General features: G+C 48.5%; 19 protein-coding genes. 10 read left to right on the top strand and 9 right to left on the bottom strand.

Annotated features, from left to right (window positions below; genetic code table 11):
* Positions 1–2: 2 nt before the first annotated feature.
* Both JRI46_02950 and JRI46_02945 read right to left on the bottom strand, forming a co-directional pair.
* Positions 3–1,175, bottom strand: a complete 1,173-nt coding sequence (locus JRI46_02950) for an acetyl-CoA acetyltransferase (GenBank protein MBW2038540.1) — start codon at positions 1,173–1,175, stop codon at positions 3–5.
* Positions 1,176–1,300: 125 nt separating this feature from the next.
* Positions 1,301–2,044 carry a tyrosine-type recombinase/integrase gene (locus JRI46_02945; protein ID MBW2038539.1) on the bottom strand — a complete coding sequence of 248 codons (744 nt, stop codon included), beginning with the start codon at positions 2,042–2,044 and terminating at the stop codon, positions 1,301–1,303.
* Between the two features lie 191 nt (positions 2,045–2,235).
* Here JRI46_02945 and JRI46_02940 point away from each other — a divergent pair, with 191 nt between their 5' ends.
* The gene (locus JRI46_02940) at positions 2,236–2,958 is read left to right on the top strand and encodes a PaeR7I family type II restriction endonuclease (GenBank protein ID MBW2038538.1); all 723 of its coding nucleotides are present in this window, start codon (positions 2,236–2,238) and stop codon (positions 2,956–2,958) included.
* On the top strand, positions 2,955–3,881 hold the full coding sequence (locus JRI46_02935) for a site-specific DNA-methyltransferase (GenBank protein MBW2038537.1): 927 nt from the start codon (positions 2,955–2,957) through the stop codon (positions 3,879–3,881). The genes JRI46_02940 and JRI46_02935 overlap by 4 nt, the downstream gene beginning before the upstream one ends.
* Positions 3,882–4,247: 366 nt before the next feature.
* Here JRI46_02935 and JRI46_02930 read toward each other — a convergent pair whose 3' ends face one another.
* The 3 genes from JRI46_02930 to JRI46_02920 form a co-directional block, all read right to left on the bottom strand.
* Complete coding sequence (locus tag JRI46_02930) at positions 4,248–4,883, bottom strand: transglutaminase domain-containing protein (protein MBW2038536.1); 636 nt, start codon at positions 4,881–4,883, stop codon at positions 4,248–4,250.
* Between the two features lie 4 nt (positions 4,884–4,887).
* Positions 4,888–5,589 (bottom strand): sigma factor regulator FecR, encoded by a 702-nt coding sequence (locus JRI46_02925; GenBank protein ID MBW2038535.1) that lies wholly within the window; start codon positions 5,587–5,589, stop codon positions 4,888–4,890.
* 166 nt (positions 5,590–5,755) lie between these two features.
* A complete protein-coding gene (locus tag JRI46_02920; protein ID MBW2038534.1) occupies positions 5,756–6,238 on the bottom strand; it encodes a hypothetical protein in 483 nt (160 codons plus the stop codon).
* A gap of 183 nt (positions 6,239–6,421) precedes the next feature.
* On the opposite strand from JRI46_02920, the gene JRI46_02915 reads away from it, so the two are divergent.
* The 7 genes from JRI46_02915 (at position 6,422) to JRI46_02885 (ending at position 12,420) form a co-directional block, all read left to right on the top strand.
* Entirely contained in the window at positions 6,422–7,399 is a 978-nt protein-coding gene (locus JRI46_02915; GenBank protein MBW2038533.1) for a hypothetical protein, read from the top strand.
* Between the two features lie 54 nt (positions 7,400–7,453).
* Positions 7,454–8,554, top strand: coding sequence for a (Fe-S)-binding protein (locus tag JRI46_02910; protein ID MBW2038532.1), 1,101 nt, complete (start codon positions 7,454–7,456; stop codon positions 8,552–8,554).
* Between the two features lie 20 nt (positions 8,555–8,574).
* The gene (gene asd / locus JRI46_02905) at positions 8,575–9,624 is read left to right on the top strand and encodes an aspartate-semialdehyde dehydrogenase (GenBank protein ID MBW2038531.1); all 1,050 of its coding nucleotides are present in this window, start codon (positions 8,575–8,577) and stop codon (positions 9,622–9,624) included.
* A complete protein-coding gene (locus JRI46_02900) occupies positions 9,625–10,059 on the top strand; it encodes a GAF domain-containing protein (protein ID MBW2038530.1) in 435 nt (144 codons plus the stop codon). It abuts the gene before it with no gap.
* Between the two features lie 264 nt (positions 10,060–10,323).
* Positions 10,324–11,658: a glutamine synthetase gene (locus JRI46_02895; protein ID MBW2038529.1), complete on the top strand. Its 1,335-nt coding sequence runs from the start codon at positions 10,324–10,326 to the stop codon at positions 11,656–11,658.
* Between the two features lie 152 nt (positions 11,659–11,810).
* The gene (locus tag JRI46_02890; protein ID MBW2038528.1) at positions 11,811–12,050 is read left to right on the top strand and encodes a ribbon-helix-helix protein, CopG family; all 240 of its coding nucleotides are present in this window, start codon (positions 11,811–11,813) and stop codon (positions 12,048–12,050) included.
* The gene (locus JRI46_02885; protein MBW2038527.1) at positions 12,025–12,420 is read left to right on the top strand and encodes a type II toxin-antitoxin system VapC family toxin; all 396 of its coding nucleotides are present in this window, start codon (positions 12,025–12,027) and stop codon (positions 12,418–12,420) included. Before JRI46_02890 ends, JRI46_02885 begins: the two co-directional genes overlap by 26 nt.
* A gap of 28 nt (positions 12,421–12,448) precedes the next feature.
* On the opposite strand, the gene hisF is transcribed toward JRI46_02885, so the two are convergent.
* The 3 genes from hisF to JRI46_02870 all read right to left on the bottom strand — a co-directional run bounded on the left by hisF (position 12,449) and on the right by JRI46_02870 (position 14,957).
* Positions 12,449–13,228: an imidazole glycerol phosphate synthase subunit HisF gene (gene hisF / locus JRI46_02880; GenBank protein MBW2038526.1), complete on the bottom strand. Its 780-nt coding sequence runs from the start codon at positions 13,226–13,228 to the stop codon at positions 12,449–12,451.
* A 2-nt stretch (positions 13,229–13,230) separates the two neighbouring features.
* On the bottom strand, positions 13,231–13,842 hold the full coding sequence (gene hisH, locus JRI46_02875; protein ID MBW2038525.1) for an imidazole glycerol phosphate synthase subunit HisH: 612 nt from the start codon (positions 13,840–13,842) through the stop codon (positions 13,231–13,233).
* Between the two features lie 269 nt (positions 13,843–14,111).
* Entirely contained in the window at positions 14,112–14,957 is an 846-nt protein-coding gene (locus JRI46_02870) for a diaminopimelate epimerase (GenBank protein MBW2038524.1), read from the bottom strand.
* A gap of 325 nt (positions 14,958–15,282) precedes the next feature.
* Between JRI46_02870 and JRI46_02865 the strand changes: the two genes are divergently transcribed.
* Complete coding sequence (locus tag JRI46_02865; GenBank protein MBW2038523.1) at positions 15,283–16,515, top strand: LL-diaminopimelate aminotransferase; 1,233 nt, start codon at positions 15,283–15,285, stop codon at positions 16,513–16,515.
* A gap of 65 nt (positions 16,516–16,580) precedes the next feature.
* On the opposite strand, the gene JRI46_02860 is transcribed toward JRI46_02865, so the two are convergent.
* A partial coding sequence (locus tag JRI46_02860; protein ID MBW2038522.1) for a hypothetical protein occupies positions 16,581–16,730 on the bottom strand: 150 nt, incomplete at its 5' end.

Here is a 16,730-nt window from a genome sequence, read left to right as displayed (position 1 = left end):
TTTTACCTCCCTAATATAGTCACATTTCCATACAGACCCACACCGCCAATATTGTGAACCAGGCCAATAGCAGGGTCTTTGACCTGCATTGCTCCTGCCTCTCCCCTAAGCTGCAAAACGATTGTCCTGATCTGAGAGCCTCCAGTAGCACCGATGGGATGGCCTTTGGAGAGGAGTCCACCATCAACATTAATCGGGATACTCCCTTCCTTATAAGTCTCCTTTGATCGGATCAGCTCCTTACCTTCGCCTGGTTTGGCAAACCCCAAGTTTTCGTAGGCCATCAGCTCAGCGATGGTGAAGCAATCGTGAACCTCAGCCACATCAATATCCTTAGGGGTCAACCCTGCCATCTTGAAGGCCGCTTTTCCTGCCTCAATCCCTACCCTTAAACCACCAGTAAGATTAGGTCTCCCCGCCATATTGACCGCTTCGGAGGCGGCCCCCACCCCCAAAATCCAGACCGGTTTCTCACACATGGCCTTGGCCTTTTCTTCGCTCGCTACGATAATAGCAGAAGAACCATCTGCATTGGCGCAGCAGTCACCTACCCTCAATGGATCCGCTATCGGACCTGAGATCCGACTTTCTGGATCACTAAAGTCTTCTAATTTTACTGCCTTTCGGTAGACCGCCTTCTCGTTTAACTGGCCATAGGTAGCTGCTTTAACCCTGACATTGGCCAGATCATCAAGGGTTAACCCATATTTTGCCATATAGGCCTGGGCATACATGGCATAATATGCCGGCATCATAGTTCCAAAAGGAGCTTCCCACTGGATATCGGCACCCCTTCCCATCCTCTCCTGGACCTCCATCGAGGAGAGCTCTGACATCTTTTGGAACCCAACAACTGCGATCACATCATAGAGACCAGCTTGAATCATGGAATAGGCCACCATCACTCCCATACTGCTGGAAGAACAGACAGTCTCAACATAACATGTGGGTTTAGGGACAAGCCCAAGGTATTCAGCAATTACCCCTGCAGGTGATCTCTGTTTATCATACTCTGGGGCAGAGGCAATGATGGAGGCATCTATATCCTTAACCGATATCTTTGCATCCTCCATCGCCTCTTTAAAACCATCAAAGGCCAACTCCCGGATAGAACCGGGATATCCTCGGACAAAGGCACTCTGCCCTACTCCTATAATTCCAACCTTCTTTTCCATACGTACACCCCCTCGTAGATTTTTCCTTATAAGAGATCCTTGTCAACAAGCAGCAGTTTGTACCATAAATCACAATGTACCGCTTGTCAAGCTAAAAGTAGGCCATCGTTCTCAGTAAAGTCCCTTTACTCCCGCTTCCCATAGAGGGCGTCGAGCGGGCTCTGCGGCGCGTTTTTCATATCGCGAAGGACATGGGTGTAGGTCATGGTCGTCTCAACATTCTTGTGCCCGAGGAGACTCTGTACCTCCCTGATATTGACACCGCTTTGGAGCAGATGTGTCGCAAAGCTGTGGCGGAATGTATGCACCGTCGCATGCTTTGCGATGCTGGCCTTGTTCACGGCGTTTCTCACTGCCACCTGGATTGCCTTTTCGCTGATATGGTGACGACCGATCTTTCCGCTTCGCGGGTCCACCGGCAGCTTGGATGCCGGCTTTAGCGCATAGGCCAGGAAACGTTCGACCCACTGCAGGTAGGTGCGTTCCGTGCTGTAGGAATAATGCCTCAGCCTGATCAGTCGCCTGATCTCCTGAAGCGTTCCTAGAACATCAGCAGGCATATCGCCGTCCGACGCCCGATTGCCTGTTTTGCCGAGGTAATGGAAATAATAGAGCCGTATGGCATCATCAGCCTGACGAGGTTGCCAGTCATGAATGCGCTTTTCTGACCGCAGGACATCCAGAAATTCGATGACCACCGATTCCTGATATTCCGTGGCAGAAAGGTCACGTTTCCTGGCATAGTCGAGAAACCGGCTCACCCAGTAGGCAAAGAACGTCATGTTCTTTGCCGGCACAAGCTTCCGCTCCAGAAGAAACTTCTGGAACTCCGGCAGGGTCACTTTGGCTTTATTGGACAGATTTCCCATATTATACGAATTTCGCTTTTAGTCCATATTACCGAAAAATACGACGTAGTATACCCTCCCCAACTTGATTTTTAAAGAATTTTCTCTCCCCACCATGCTTAACATATGGTATAGTATACCCATGTTCAGAGCAAACGGTAATTTCGTATATTAATTGTTGGCCTTAAAAATACGATCATCAGAGGGTATATATGGCAATAATAGATAATATTGATAAATATATCAGCAAATCTGTCGCGCATTACTGGCGTACACGACGGCTGCAACGAGAAAGACAGAAAAAAAGGGGTGTCAATGATGCCGGACTAAGAAGTGCTGTAACTGGTGGAGCACAAATGGACGGCTTCATTGATCTGTTTACCAGGTTAATTGTCGAATCTGGTATCAAAGAAGAGTATGTTTTTTACAAACGACACATAGAACTTCCAGGATTTTTTAGGCCAACAAAGGAGTGGGATTTGCTCGTGATTAAGGATGGATGTCTGGTTGTTGCTATTGAGGCAAAATCTCAAGTTGGACCTTCATTTGGCAACAATTTTAACAATAGAACTGAAGAGGCAATGGGGAGTGCGCTGGATTTATGGACTGCTTTTAGAGAGGGGGCCTTCAACGGAGGCAGACAACCATTTCTTGGATATTTTTTCATGCTTGAAGATTGCGAAGCCTCCAATAGGCCTGTTCGCGTAAAAGAACCTCACTTCAAAGTTTTTCCAGAATTTGTTGGTGCCTCTTACTTGAAGAGATATGAGATTTTTTGTCGTAAACTGGTATTAGAACGGCATTATACCGCATCATCGTTTATTGTTTCAGATAGTTCTCGGGGAGAACATGGAACTTACAGAGAGCCTGCTGATGATCTTTCTTTTAAAAATTTTGCAAAAACTCTAAGCTCCCATGTGAGGTCATTTATATGACAAATGAACAAATACCAACCGTACATAAATTGGTCAAAGGTGATGCACGAGATTTGTCTTTCATCGAGGATGAGAGTGTTCACCTTGTACTTACCTCTCCCCCATATTGGAATCTTAAAAAATATAAAGATAACCCAGATCAACTCGGCCATATTGATCAATATGAGGAATTCTTATCTGAATTAAAAAAGGTATGGAAGGAAGTCTATCGTGTGTTGGTACCCGGCGGACGTTTAGTATGTGTAGTTGGTGATGTATGTGTCTCCAGGCGATCTTTCGGTCGCCATCTTGTTTTTCCGTTGCATGCAGATATTTGCGTGATTTGCAGAAAAATAGGATTTGATAATTTGAATCCAATAATATGGCACAAAATAACAAATGCTAATTATGAAGTTGCTAACGGCTCTAAATTTCTTGGAAAGCCATATGAACCAAATGCAATAATAAAAAATGATATCGAATTTATTTTGATGCAACGAAAACCTAGAGGATATCGTAAACCAACTAATAAACAGCGCGAACTAAGTAAAATTAACAAAAAAGACTTTAATAATTGGTTTCAACAAATATGGAATATACCAGGTGCTTCTACCAGAAATCATCCCGCACCATTTCCTCTTGAGCTGGCCCTAAGAATCGTAAAAATGTTCTCATTCGTAGGTGATACCGTGCTTGATCCATTTTGCGGAACAGGAACAACAATGATAGCATCTATAAGGAGTGGTAGGAATAGTATTGGTGTTGAAATTGAACCTGAGTATTGCAGAATGGCTGCTCGTCAACTTAAGGCGGAAGCGAGCACCTTGTTCAACAATGTTCAGTTAAAATTCGAAAAGATTGAGAAACAACCTATGGGGCAACTGCAAGTATGTGAAGATCGTGCTTTGTATGAGGTGCGACCAGCCAGGAAAGTATTAGTATAGGCCAACAAAGCGCTCCACCCAACCGCTATTCCGCTGGCGCTCCATAGCAGCAGGTGAGCTTAGTCGTAAGGTTCAATGAACCTCCCCGCAGCAAGCTGCGGGGTATCTTATTATCCCCTCCCTTGATGGGAGGGGATAAAGGGGAGGGTGAGAAAAAGACACCTAGAATCACCCCCACCTCCCCTCCCCCATCGAGGGGGAGGAAAAGATAAGGTAACCCTGTAGCAAGCTACAGGGAATAACCAAGTTTAACCAAGGAAATTAGAAAATTAGAGCCATCCCTCCACAAAATATCTGCTAATCAAGCCCCAAAAAGGGCCTTTTTATTGCCCGCGCTAAGAGATGCCAATAAAAACCTCGGGAACGCTATTCATGAAAGGTCTTCTTCCACTCTCGTACCCTCTCGCTTCCGTACGCCTCTTCCCAGCCCCGGAGGATCAGGTCTAAAGGGACATCGGAAAAGGTGCCATGGTGTCGCACATATTCCACAAATTTTCGGCCTCTGCTGTCATAGGGGGGAAAGATGGCGTCTTTACGCCCGTTGAACTCTACAATGGGATAGCCTTGTCCTTGACACAGCTCTGTCTCGAATGCGGGGGTCACCTGCACCCTTCGCCCCCCCAAGAACCACTCCACATAGCCATGGAAGACAAAGAGATCGGTCCCCATCATCTCCACCAGCCGCTCTGAGGCCTGGTGGTTGCGGATGTCGGCGAAGACCAGTTGTGCCGGGATCTCCGCCGCCCTGGCCAGGGCGACCAGCAGGACCGCCTTTTGGACACAATATCCCCTGCCCCGACGGAGGGTAGTGGTGGCCTTGTAGTGATCCATGAGGAAGAAGGGGGAATAAGGATTATATCTTATGGTATCCCGGACAAAATAGAAGAGCCGCCGTGCCCGTCCGGGCACATCTGGTGCACCTTCGATTATTTTATGTGCCAGGTCCTGGATCAGCGGGTTATCGCAATCAATGGCCTCGGTGGCCTGGAGAAAGGGATCCATTTTCTCATCCCCTCAATTTCTGCTTCAACAGGACCACGGCCTTAGGGAGGACTTCTCCGGCACTCTCGTGGAAGCGGAGGTGTGCGTACTGATCAAGGGGGGTTTCACCGTGGTTGATGATCACCAGTTTTGCCCCTGCCCTCAGGGCCACCACCGGCATGTCGGCTGCGGGCGTCACCACCAGGCTGGAGCCCACCGCTACAAAGAGGTCGCAATGCTCCGAGTGGTAATATGATTCCCTCAGGTCCTTCTCTGGCAGGGGCTGCCCAAAGTCCACTACGCTGGGAACCAACCTCCCCCCGCAACTGCACCTTGACTCTGCTTTTTCCCTATCTACTATAGCCCCACAGCGCTGGCAACGCAGTTTGGTAATGTTGCCATGCAGTTCTGCCAGCAGTTCTGGACGAATCCCCGATTTGAGATGGAGATTGTCCACGTTCTGGGAGATCAGAAATTTCAGTTTTCCCAGATCCTGCAGCGCTCTGATGGCGTAATGGGCCGGATTGGGGTCCACCTCAGACCAGGGACGTTGCATGGGTGGCGGCGGCAACCCCTTTTCTTGTCTGGTCCAGATCCCATCGGGCCCCCTGAAGTCCGGGAGCCCTGACTCCGTGCTCACCCCTGCCCCGGTGAAGACCACCAAATAGCTCAATTCATAAAGCCACTGGGCCAGGACCTCAATCCTTTGTTCAAGATCTCCATTCATCGCCATGCAAATCGGGTTTCTTACTCTGTCAGCCCCCTTTAAACTCTGAGCTTAAAGAGGGGGTTCGAGCCCTTCTATCCCATAATCTTCGACCACTACCGGAACTCAAAAGCGGGTGAGATGTTTTGAAGCCTGCTATCGAAACTAGATGACCTTGTTAAGGTTTTTATCTGCGCCGGAGCTTTTTCTTTGTGGATTCCAATTTCTTCTGCAAGGGTCCCATCCAGATCTGGATATCTGCCTTGCCGCCCTTTTTCTCCACGGTGATGATGCAGTTGCGCCCCTTTTTTACAAAGTTGAGGATATAGGTCTTGTGCCTGAAACTATTGAGGAGTTCCCATCCATCATTTTTCATGTTCTCTTTAAAGAAGTCTACGACTTCGGGTAATTCCGCCCGCCCGGAGTAATATAACACCCCCATGCGCAGGTTATGGCTCTCGTAAACCAGGGATTCATTACGGTCCAACTCCATATCGGGGGGGATCATCACATCTTTAAATTCAGAATACATGGGGGAAACCTTTCCGGCTTTTCCCCCTTCGGCCTTTGCGCCTTCTGTCTTGGTGGATTTGGTGAGTTCTGCGCAGCCTATAGAAAACATAAAAAGGATGCATATTGCCAGTGACCAGATGAGACCTTTTTTGCCCATAATTATCCCCCCCAAAATTTGTATTTTTTGCCTCTTTACCATTTGTTGTTGAAATCGTCAAGGAATTTATTGTTTCCTTCCTTGCCTTTCGATGGGAAAAAAGTGAGATTTTAAAACTTGGCAGCCCTGAGGAGGAAGGGTATAATCTTTTGGCCCGCCAATCCTGAAAATGGGAGGAGAAGAATGCGCAGATTAGAGAGGGTCTCCTTGGCCCAGATCGATCTGGAGGATACCACCTTTGCCATCACCTTTATGCCAGAGCTGGAGCCCTTACTTACCTCCATCCAGTTAGTCGGCCTCCTGGAACCCCTCCTCGTGCGGGTGAGGGGTGATGGATGGTATCAGCTCGTTTGTGGCTTTAAAAGGGCCGAAGCCTTGCGTCATCTCTCTATCTCCGAGGCGGAGGCCCTCATCTATTCCCATGGCGAATTGGGCGACCTTCAGGCCCTGCTGCTAAGTTTGGGACACAATCTGCTGCGCCCCCTCAACCTCATGGAGAAGGCCCAGGCCTTGGGGAAACTCATCTCTTTCGGGGTTGATGAGAGGGAGATGATAGACCGTTTTCTCCCCCTCCTGGGTCTTCAGCCCAACATCAGGATCTTAAAGCAGGTAACCGGCCTTTTAGGATTGGAAGAAGACTTGAAGAAATATCTGGTAAGGGAAGGTCTTTCCCTCTCCGCCTCGGTCCTCTTCCTCCACCTCAACAGGGAGGGGCAGCGGGCTATCCACCCCCTGCTGCAGGCCTTGAGGCCGGGGGAAAACCGCGTTAAGGAGATCATCACCTTTTTGCGGGAGATCTCTCTGAGGGATGGGGTATCCATCTCCTCCCTATTGGCCAGGGGGGAGATAGAGGAAGTCATTGGCGATCAGCAGACCCCGCGGCCCCAGCGGCTCGAGAGGGCCAGGAGGGTCCTCAAGGAGATGAGGTACCCCCGCCTGACAGAGTTAGAGGGGAGGTTTGCTGAGTATAGGCGGTCCCTCTCCCTCCCCCCCCAGATCTCTTTTCAACCTCCAGCCTTCTTCGAGGGGGATCAGTTCAGGATGGAGCTCAGATTCAGAGATTTCAGAAAGTTCAGGGAGCTGGTTACCAAGCTTCATCAGATCATCGAGAAGGAGGGCACTCATAAAGACCCCCTGAAGGAACTCGGCCAAGGTCGTTGATCTTTAATAACTCTTCTGTTATAGTAAGCTTCGCCTTAAAAAAGAAGGTAAGAGATGGAGAAGGTCCTCGAGCAGATAGAGTCCTGCAACGAATGTGAGCAATGTATGGAGGTCTGCCCCACCTACCAGATCACGGGTGAAGAGCTCTTCTCGCCCATGCACCGGTTGCAGACAGTACGGGAGGTGTTGGAAGGTGGTGATATCTCCGAGCAGATGGTGGAGAGTCTCTACAATTGTCCCAAGTGTATGAAGTGTGAGACGGTCTGCCCTGTGGAGATAGAAATCACCCAGATAGTGAACGCTGGCAGGAGAGGACTGGTGAAGAGGGGGTTAGGACCCCTGGAGCGGGGGAAGAAGATCATCGGGGGGATCTTCAAAAAGGGGAATGCTGTCAACGGCGACCCGAGCAAGCGCCTGGAGTGGCTACCCGAAGAGTTCCCCCGAAAGGAATCGGAAACCCTCCTCTACCTCGGCTGCCTTCCCTCTTACCTGGTGAAAGATGCTGCCACCGCCTCTTATCTCGCCCTAAAACGGTTGGGGGTCGACTTTATGATCCTGGAGGATGAGGGTTGCTGTGGTACCTACATCTATGAGGCGGGAGACGTCGATCTTGCAGGAGAGCTCTTTCAGAAGAACGTCGATAGGTTCAGGGGCCTGGGGATAAAGAGACTTATTATCCCCTGCAACGGCTGTCTGAAGTGCTTCAAGTATTTTTATCCTGATGTCCTTGGGGAATTCCCCTTTCAGGTCTCACATGTAGTGGAGGTGATATACGAAGCCTTAAAGGAGAACCGCTCCCTCCTGCAAAAGGTAAAAAGGACCCTCGTCTACCAAGACCCCTGTCGCCTGGCCAGGGGAGAGGGGATAACTGAGGAGCCCAGGGAACTGCTCGCCTGGTGCGGAGCTGAGGTGAGAGATACCGAGCTCAGCAGGGAGCAGGCCCCCTGCTGCGGTTCAGGCAGTGGGATCAGATCTCTGTACCGTGATCTCTCGACGGAGATGGCCTCCCGGCTTCTGAAGATGGCCCCGGGGGAGGTGGTGGTAAGCCCTTGCCCCTTCTGTACCTTTCAACTAAGTTCTACCTCTAAGGCCAAGGAGATCGGTAAGGAGGTGGTCTATTTTTCGCAAATCGTCCTCGATTCTCTGAAGGACTAATCTGGAGGGTTGCTGCAGATATGAAGAGGATTAAAGTGGGGATCTTGGGGGGCACCGGGATGGTGGGTCAGAGGTTTATCCAGCTCCTGGATGGACACCCCTGGTTCGAGGTAACCGAGGTAGCGGCCTCAGAGCGTAGTGCCGGTCGCCCCTATGGGGAGGTGATGGAGGGGAGGTGGAAGCTGGAGGGTGACATTCCCCCTTCTGTGGCCCAGCTTTTGGTAAAGGAGTGCACTCCAGAGCTGGACTGTCGTCTGGTCTTCTCGGCCCTTGATGCCAACGTGGCCGGCCCTATCGAGGAGGAGTTTGCCCAAGCAGGATATGTAGTGAGTAGCAACTCCCGCAACCACCGGATGGCCCCCGATGTCCCTCTCCTGGTCCCCGAGGTGAACCCCGATCATTTGGAGGTCATCCCGATCCAGAAACGACGCTGGGCAAGGGGGGGCTATATCATCACCAACCCCAACTGCTCTGTCATCGGTTTGGTCATGCCCCTCGCCCCCCTACACAAGAGGTTTGGGGTTACCAAGGCCATAGTGACAACCCTTCAAGCTTTAAGCGGTGCGGGATACCCAGGGGTGGCTTCTTTGGATATCATCGATAATGTAGTCCCCTTCATCGGCGGGGAAGAGGCCAAGGTGGAGACAGAACCCCTCAAGATCTTGGGCTGTCTGGAGGATGGACGTTTTGTCTTTGCCGAGCTCAAGGTCAGCGCCTCTTGCACCAGGGTGAATGTGCGGGACGGCCACATGGAGAGCGTGAGCGTGGAGTTGAAACAAGAGGCCTCGCCCGAGGATTTGATCGAGACCTGGGAGGAGTTCGATCCCCTAGCCGGTTATGGACTACCCTCAGCCCCCTCCCCCCCTATCGTGGTCAGGAGGGAGAATGACCGCCCACAGCCACGCCGGGACAGGGATGAAGGAAGGGGGATGGCCTGTGTGGTGGGAAGGGTGAGGGAGTGTCCTATCTTAGATTACAAGTTTTTTGTTCTAAGCCACAACACTATTCGGGGGGCGGCCGGGGCCGCCGTCCTGAACGCCGAATATCTGTACAAGAAAGGTTACTTATAGATGGCGTCCGGAATCAGGAGGAAAGAACAAAGGGAGGAGCCCTCCTATGCCGAGCAGATCAAGGCCCTGTCAGAGATCAGCAAGGCCATCTCTTCCGACCTTTACCTGGAGGACATCTTGAGGCTGATCGTGGCGGTGACGGCCAATGTGATGGACTCCAAAATCTGCTCCCTCTGGTTGTTGGACGAGCGCAAAAAGACCCTTTCCCTGAAGGCCACCCAGAGCATAAGTGAGGAGTACCTAAAGGAGAGGGTCCTGCGGCTGGGGGAGGGGGTGGTGGGTTGGGTGGCCCAGGAGAAGAAATCTGCCAAGATCTACAACGTGTTGGAAGAACCCCACTACAAAGAAAAGGAGTTGGCCCGCAAAGAGGGTCTTTGCTCTATGTTGAGCGTCCCCATGGTAGTCAGGGGGAAGGGGATCGGGCTGATAAACTGATCTTTTATCACTTGGAAAATATACCGCAAAGTTTCCTCTCCCCTCGGGGAGAGGAAGAAGGTGAGGGGGAACCCATCTGAGACCATATCCACCCTCACCCCGACCCTCTCCCGCTGGCGGGAGAAGGAGGATAATGAATGTTCATGTTTCGTGGGTGGCGCGCCGTCGTGCGTAATTACCTCCAAAAAGTTTTTTCGTTCTGTAATATTCCCGTAATAAATTGGTGATTGTGTAACTAGAAATTTTTGAAAAGGAGGGCGTGATATGGAAAATACCAAGGAGGCAAAGGAATATGTGCTCAACGTGGTGAAGGAGCAACAGGTAAAGTTCATCAAGCTGTGGTTCACCGATATCCTGGGCTTCTTGAAGAGTTTCACCATAACAGCGGAAGAGCTCCCTGATGCCTTGGAGGGAGGGGTGGGATTTGACGGTTCCTCCATCGAAGGATTCGTCAGGATAGAGGAAAGCGATATGATCGCCATGCCCGACCCTTCTACCTTCTGCATCCTGCCCTGGAGGCCCAAGGAGTATGGAGTGGCAAGGATGTTCTGCGACATCTTTAGGCCGGAGGGAGAGCCCTTTGAGGGTGATCCCCGGTACGTATTAAAAAGAAACCTCAAAAAGGCCGCTGAGCAGGGTTTTACCTACTATGTGGGCCCAGAGCTCGAATACTTCTATTTTAGGAACTCTGAGGGGACAGAATTTCTGGACATGGGCGGTTATTTTGACATGACCCCTCTCGATCTTGCCATAGATCTGCGCCGCCATACAGTGCTTCTCCTTGAGGAGATGGGGATATCAGTGGAGTACAGCCATCATGAGGTGGCCTACAGCCAGCATGAAGTAGATATGAAATATACAGACGCCCTCACCATGGCCGACAATGTGATGACCTACAAAGTAGTGGTTAAACAGGTGGCCTTGCAGAACGGGGTGTACGCCACCTTCATGCCCAAACCCGTCTTTGGCATCAACGGAAGTGGGATGCATGTGCATCAATCCCTGTTCAAAGGGAACAAAAACGCCTTCTTCGACGAAAAAGACCCCTATCATCTCTCAAAGACCGCCCGTTGCTTCATCGCTGGTTTGCTCATGCACGCGCCGGAGATAACGGCGGTGACCTCTCAGTGGGTAAACTCTTACAAGAGGCTCATCCCTGGTTATGAGGCCCCTGCCTATATCTCCTGGGGGACCAGGAACCGCTCGGCCCTTGTGCGGGTGCCCGAGTACAAGCCAGGAAAGGAGAAGGCCACCCGGTCGGAGTTTCGCTCCCCTGACCCTGCCTGCAATCCTTATCTTACCTTCAGTGTAATGCTGGCAGCAGGGCTCAAGGGGATTGAGGAAGAACATGAACTGCCGCCCCCAGTGGAAGTGGATGTCTATCACCTCTCAGAGGCAGAGCGGGTAGAGCGGGGAATTGCTACGTTGCCCCGCAGCCTGGGTGAAGCCATAGACCTCATGGAGAAGAGTGAACTGGTGCGGGAGTGTTTGGGCGATCACATCTTTGATAGCTTCATCAGGAACAAGAGGGCTGAATGGGACGACTACAGGGCCCAGGTGGCGGAGTATGAGATAAAGCGTTATCTAGCCATATTGTGATATTTTTGCAGGCAGCGCTATGGAGAACTCCTCTGGATAACAGCAGGATGAGATGATTTCGATAGATGTTTCCCCTACTACAGAATTCGAGGGTTGACAAAATCTGGCTGTTAATATAATATCATAATAAGATATATGTTAAGGAGGCAGCCATGCCGGCAGTGAGCTTTTATCTGCCAAAGGATCTGGAAGAGAAGCTGAGGGCAGAGGCACAACTGAAAGGCAAGCCTGTTTCCAGGATTCTAAGGGAAGCGGTGAAGGTTTACCTGGAAGCAGAGCGTAAAAGGAAGGCCAGGGAGGGTGTGGTAAGACTTCTCTTGGAGACACGGCCCTTGGGCACCTGGGAGACCTGGGAGGAGATCCATCGTGAGCGCTCAGCTGATAGGCATTGATACCGGTTTTTTCTTCTCCCTCCAGGAAGGCAATACCGAGGCCATCGGAGTCATGAATTCTGACGCAACCCTCATATCCTCTACCGTAGTGCTATCAGAGGTCTTGAGGCATATCATCAGAGGAAGGGTAGCCTCTGAGCTTTCGAATCTCCTGAAGGAGGCCATTGTCTGGGTGCCGGTGAAAGAAGGAGAGGCCGAAGAGGCAGCCCGCATCAGCCATGGAACCGGAATGCCCCTTGTGGATTCGCTAATCCTCGCCTCCCTGCTCAGAGGAGGATGCAGCGTTATATACACCACTGATGGGCACCTTGAGTCTTTTGGAAAAAAGGGGCTTAACATAGTGAATCTAAGGAAACAAGCTAAGGAGTAAGAAGGGTGTCTATCACCTTTCAGAGATCCTATATGACCTCCCGGACCGGTATCCCTTCCTTTGCAAGGTAGGCCTTTATCTGACCTACAGTATACCGGTTATAGTGAACCATAGAGGCGATGAGCGCTGCATCTGCACCAGACTTTATAAATACGTCTCTTAGGTGTTCAGATTTACCAGCACCACCGGATGCAATTACAGGTATGGAAACAGCATTGGATATCATGGATGTCAGGGTAAGTTCGTATCCCTGGTTTGTGCCATCCGCATCAATGGAGTTGAGGCAAATTTCACCAGCACCTAAGCTTTGGGCCTTTTTTGCCCATTCTACAGCATCTATGCCCATGGGTGTCCTACCACCATTTATAAATACTTCATATCCAGAGGGGACCTTGGCACTGCTTTTTACCATCTTTGCATCCATCCCCAAAACAATACACTGACTTCCAAAGAACTTAGCACCTTGCGCAATGAGGTCCGGGTTTAGGACAGCAGCAGCATTTATACTTATCTTTTCTGCACCGGCATTTAAGATATTGTACATGTCATCCAGTGACCTGATCCCACCTCCTACAGTAAATGGGATGAATATGTTTCTTGCTACCTTTTCTACTACATCTATAATGATATCCCTCTTATCAGATGATGCAGTAATATCATAGAAGACAAGCTCATCCACACCTTGTTCATAATACTCCTTGGCCATGGCCACAGGGTCGCCTACGTCTATATTTCCTTTAAACTTGATACCTTTAGTGGTCTTGCCTTCCTTGACATCCAGGCAGATGATAATCCTTTTGCTCAGCATAGTTATAATTCACCATCCCACTTGGTAAAATTTTTTAGGATTTGTAGGCCATATCTTCCACTCTTTTCTGGATGGAATTGTGTGGCAACTACATTACCCCGTCCGATTATTGACGCGAATTGAATACCATAATGAGTTGTTGCTACGATGTCCTTATCGCTATCAGGTTCTGGATAGAAAGAATGTACGAAATAGAACTGCGCCTTTGGATTTACACCCTCAAGGATGGGGTGATCATGCACGATAGAGACATCATTCCATCCCATATGTGGGATCTTTAACCCTATATCCGAAAACCTCTTTGCAACGCCGGGGATTATCTTCAGGCATGTAGCGTCATTCTCTTCGCTTTTATCCAGGATGATTTGTGCGCCCAGGCATATTCCAAGAAATGGTATATTTTGGGTTATTACATCATAAATAACCTGATCAAGTCTCTGGGATCTTATTACCTCCATCGCCTTGCCCGCTGCACCTACCCCTGGAAATATTACCCCCTTTGATGAGATAATCTCCTCGGCTCTGTCGGTAATCTTACATGACACACCGAGGTGCCTTAGAGCCCTCTCCACAGATGTCAGGTTTCCAGCCTTGTAGTCAATAATTGAAATCATGTCCCATATTCATGCTGTTAAAACTAAAAAGACCTTTTCTATAAGTTAAAGCATCTGTGATGCCTTTTAAATTTTTCATAGTTTATAAAAAAGGACGCCCTTGTGGACGCCCTTGTCAGTTTTCAGACACACCCTGGTGCCTTATATTAATTTTCTATCAATTAATTAACCGGCTGTCAAGGTTTTTTGCCCCCAAACCCATTTAAGGGCTTCTTCTTCGCCTCATGATGTTCAGCACCAGGAGGACGATGAGGGCAGCGCCTGATTGTTTAGAAGGTCTGACTAAACATCTCCGATGAGATGGTTCCTTGGGCGATCTTTGTGACCGGCCCGGTCATTGAAATAGAAAAATCGTCTGAGACGGTAATGTCAATTTTCCCTCCGGGCATGTGGACAGCTATTTGAGAGCCACACAACCCTAACCGGTAGGCAACGGCTGCTGCTGCGCTGCTACTGCTACCCGAGGCCAAAGTGTACCCTGCCCCGCGTTCCCAAATTTCGATCTGAAGGTTCGCACGATCTAAAACTTTCATAAACTGAACGTTCGTCCGATTTGGAAAACGAGGATCATTTTCGACCAGGGGTCCCCATTTTCGGGCTTCTTCCGCGGAAACCTCATCGCGTAGGATGACGCAATGTGGATTCCCAATAGTAGCAGCACAAAAAAGTAGCTCTTGCCCATCGAGGGTGATTTTTTCGTTTATGACCTCCCGAGATTTTCCCTCGACGGGTATTTTGCTGCTATCAAAACTGACCCTACCCATTTCGACCGTGACAATTTTGCCCCCCTCGTGGACCTGGGATCTAACCTTACCCCCAGCCGTCAGAATCGTGAATTGTTCCTCTTGAACTAGTCCTATGTCCCAGAGATACCGAGAAAAAATGCGCAAGCCATTGCCGCTCTTTTCTGCTTCGCTACCGTCGGGGTTGAAAATGCGCAGGGCAAAGTCACATTCTGAAGTTTCAAATGGACCATGAAGAATACCGTCAGAACCAACGCCATAATTGCGATGGCAAATTAGCCGAATTTGGGACGAGCTTAACGTACTTCCAACACTGGAAGGATCTAACACGACATAGTCATTTCCAAGTGCATGATATTTGAAAAATTCCATGAATCCTCCGTTGCGTCTAACTATTCTTTACACAGAAAAACTTCCGTATAACCCAATAACCATAGAAAATTTCAGTTCATTGTAAAAGGTCACATAACTACTACCAAGGACCTTACTTTACGATTAAAGAAACATAATCAGGAAAAGTCAAGAAAAAGGTTCTCATAAACCTGCGGGGACACTAATGAGTAAAAAGGAAAATTTAAGTAAACATGAAACCGTATGTATCCAGAGACAGAGAAAAAGATTTGTGATAACATACTATCTGTCAGGATAAATGAAATAGTACGTAAAAATACAGACAAAAATATTGGAGGGAGTTGCTGTGGATTTTTTTAGAGATAAAATAGCAAATCGTTTGGGTGGTAAAGATTTTGGAAGCGGGACAGAAGTTTACAAATTTGAACGGATAAAAAGGGCAAAGAAAGAAGCGAAAGAAAAGAACCCTGATATTCCTTTAATAGATATGGGTGTAGGAGAACCAGATAAACCTGCTGATATTGGTATTGTAAAAGTGCTTTCTCAGGAAGCGGGGAAGCCTGAAAATAGATTGTACGCAGATAATGGGATACCAGAATTCCAAGAAGCCGCTGCCAGCTATCTTGAGAAAGTCTATAATGTAAGAGGGTTAAATCCATATGAAAATATCTTGCACAGTATTGGATCTAAGCCTGCTTTGGCTATGCTTGCTCTCTGTTTAATAAATCCAGGCGATATTGCTCTTATGACAACTCCTGGATATCCAGTAGCAGCAACCTATACAAAATATATTGGTGGAGAAGTTTATAACCTTCCTCTGTTTAAAGAGAACGACTTCTATCCCGATTTCTCAGCCATACCAAAAGAGGTCTTAAAAAGGGCCAAGCTTTTTTATATAAATTATCCCAATAATCCTACAGGACAAGTAGCAACTGACGATTTTTATAAAGAAGTAGTTGAGTTTGCTTATAAAAATAATATTGTAGTTCTATCTGATGCAGCTTATGCACCAATTACTTTTGATGGGTATGAACCATTTAGTTTTTTATCAGTTAAGGGGGCTATAGAAGTCGGAGTAGAAGTACATTCTTTATCAAAAGCATTTAATATGACTGGTTGGAGACTTGCCTTTGTAGTAGGTAATGAAAAGATCATTAAGGCGTATGGAACTGTTAAAGATAATACGGATTCTGGTCAGTTTAGGGCTATCCAGAAGGCAGGTATATATGCTTTGAATCATCCTGAAATTACCAAAGGGATCTGTGAAAGATATTCGAGAAGATTTGATCTCTTATGTACAGCTTTAAATGAAGTGGGATTTGCAGCACAAAAGCCCCAAGGTACTTTCTATTGTTATGTTCAATGTCCTAAGGGAACAAAGTCAGGAATCAGATTTGAAAATGCTGGAGAGGTTTCTGAGTATCTAATCAAAAAGGCATTAATATCAACAGTACCATGGGATGAGGCTGGATCATATTTAAGATTTTCAGTTACATTTGAAGCAGATGGATATGATGAAGAAAAGAAGATTGTTGAGGAGTTAAAACGGAGGTTATTAAGACTTGAGCTTACATTTTAAAGAAAGGGGTCGGCATGAGTCAATCCCATTTTTAGTTGAAATTCTGTAGCGGCCCATCTTTTCCATTACGCAGCTACTACCTCCTGCACCTCTATCCCAAACTCCTGCTGGATCGCTTTCCTTAATGCAGGTAAATACCTATACCCCTTGATCCTGTTCAACCGGGGCTCAATATCCAACAGTGCCGTGGCCAACCACCGCTGCTTCTGATCACT

Source organism: Deltaproteobacteria bacterium, from assembly GCA_019308925.1.
Classification (GTDB): domain Bacteria; phylum Desulfobacterota; class B13-G15; order B13-G15; family RBG-16-54-18; genus JAFDHG01.
This window is presented reverse-complemented; position numbering and strand designations above follow the sequence as displayed.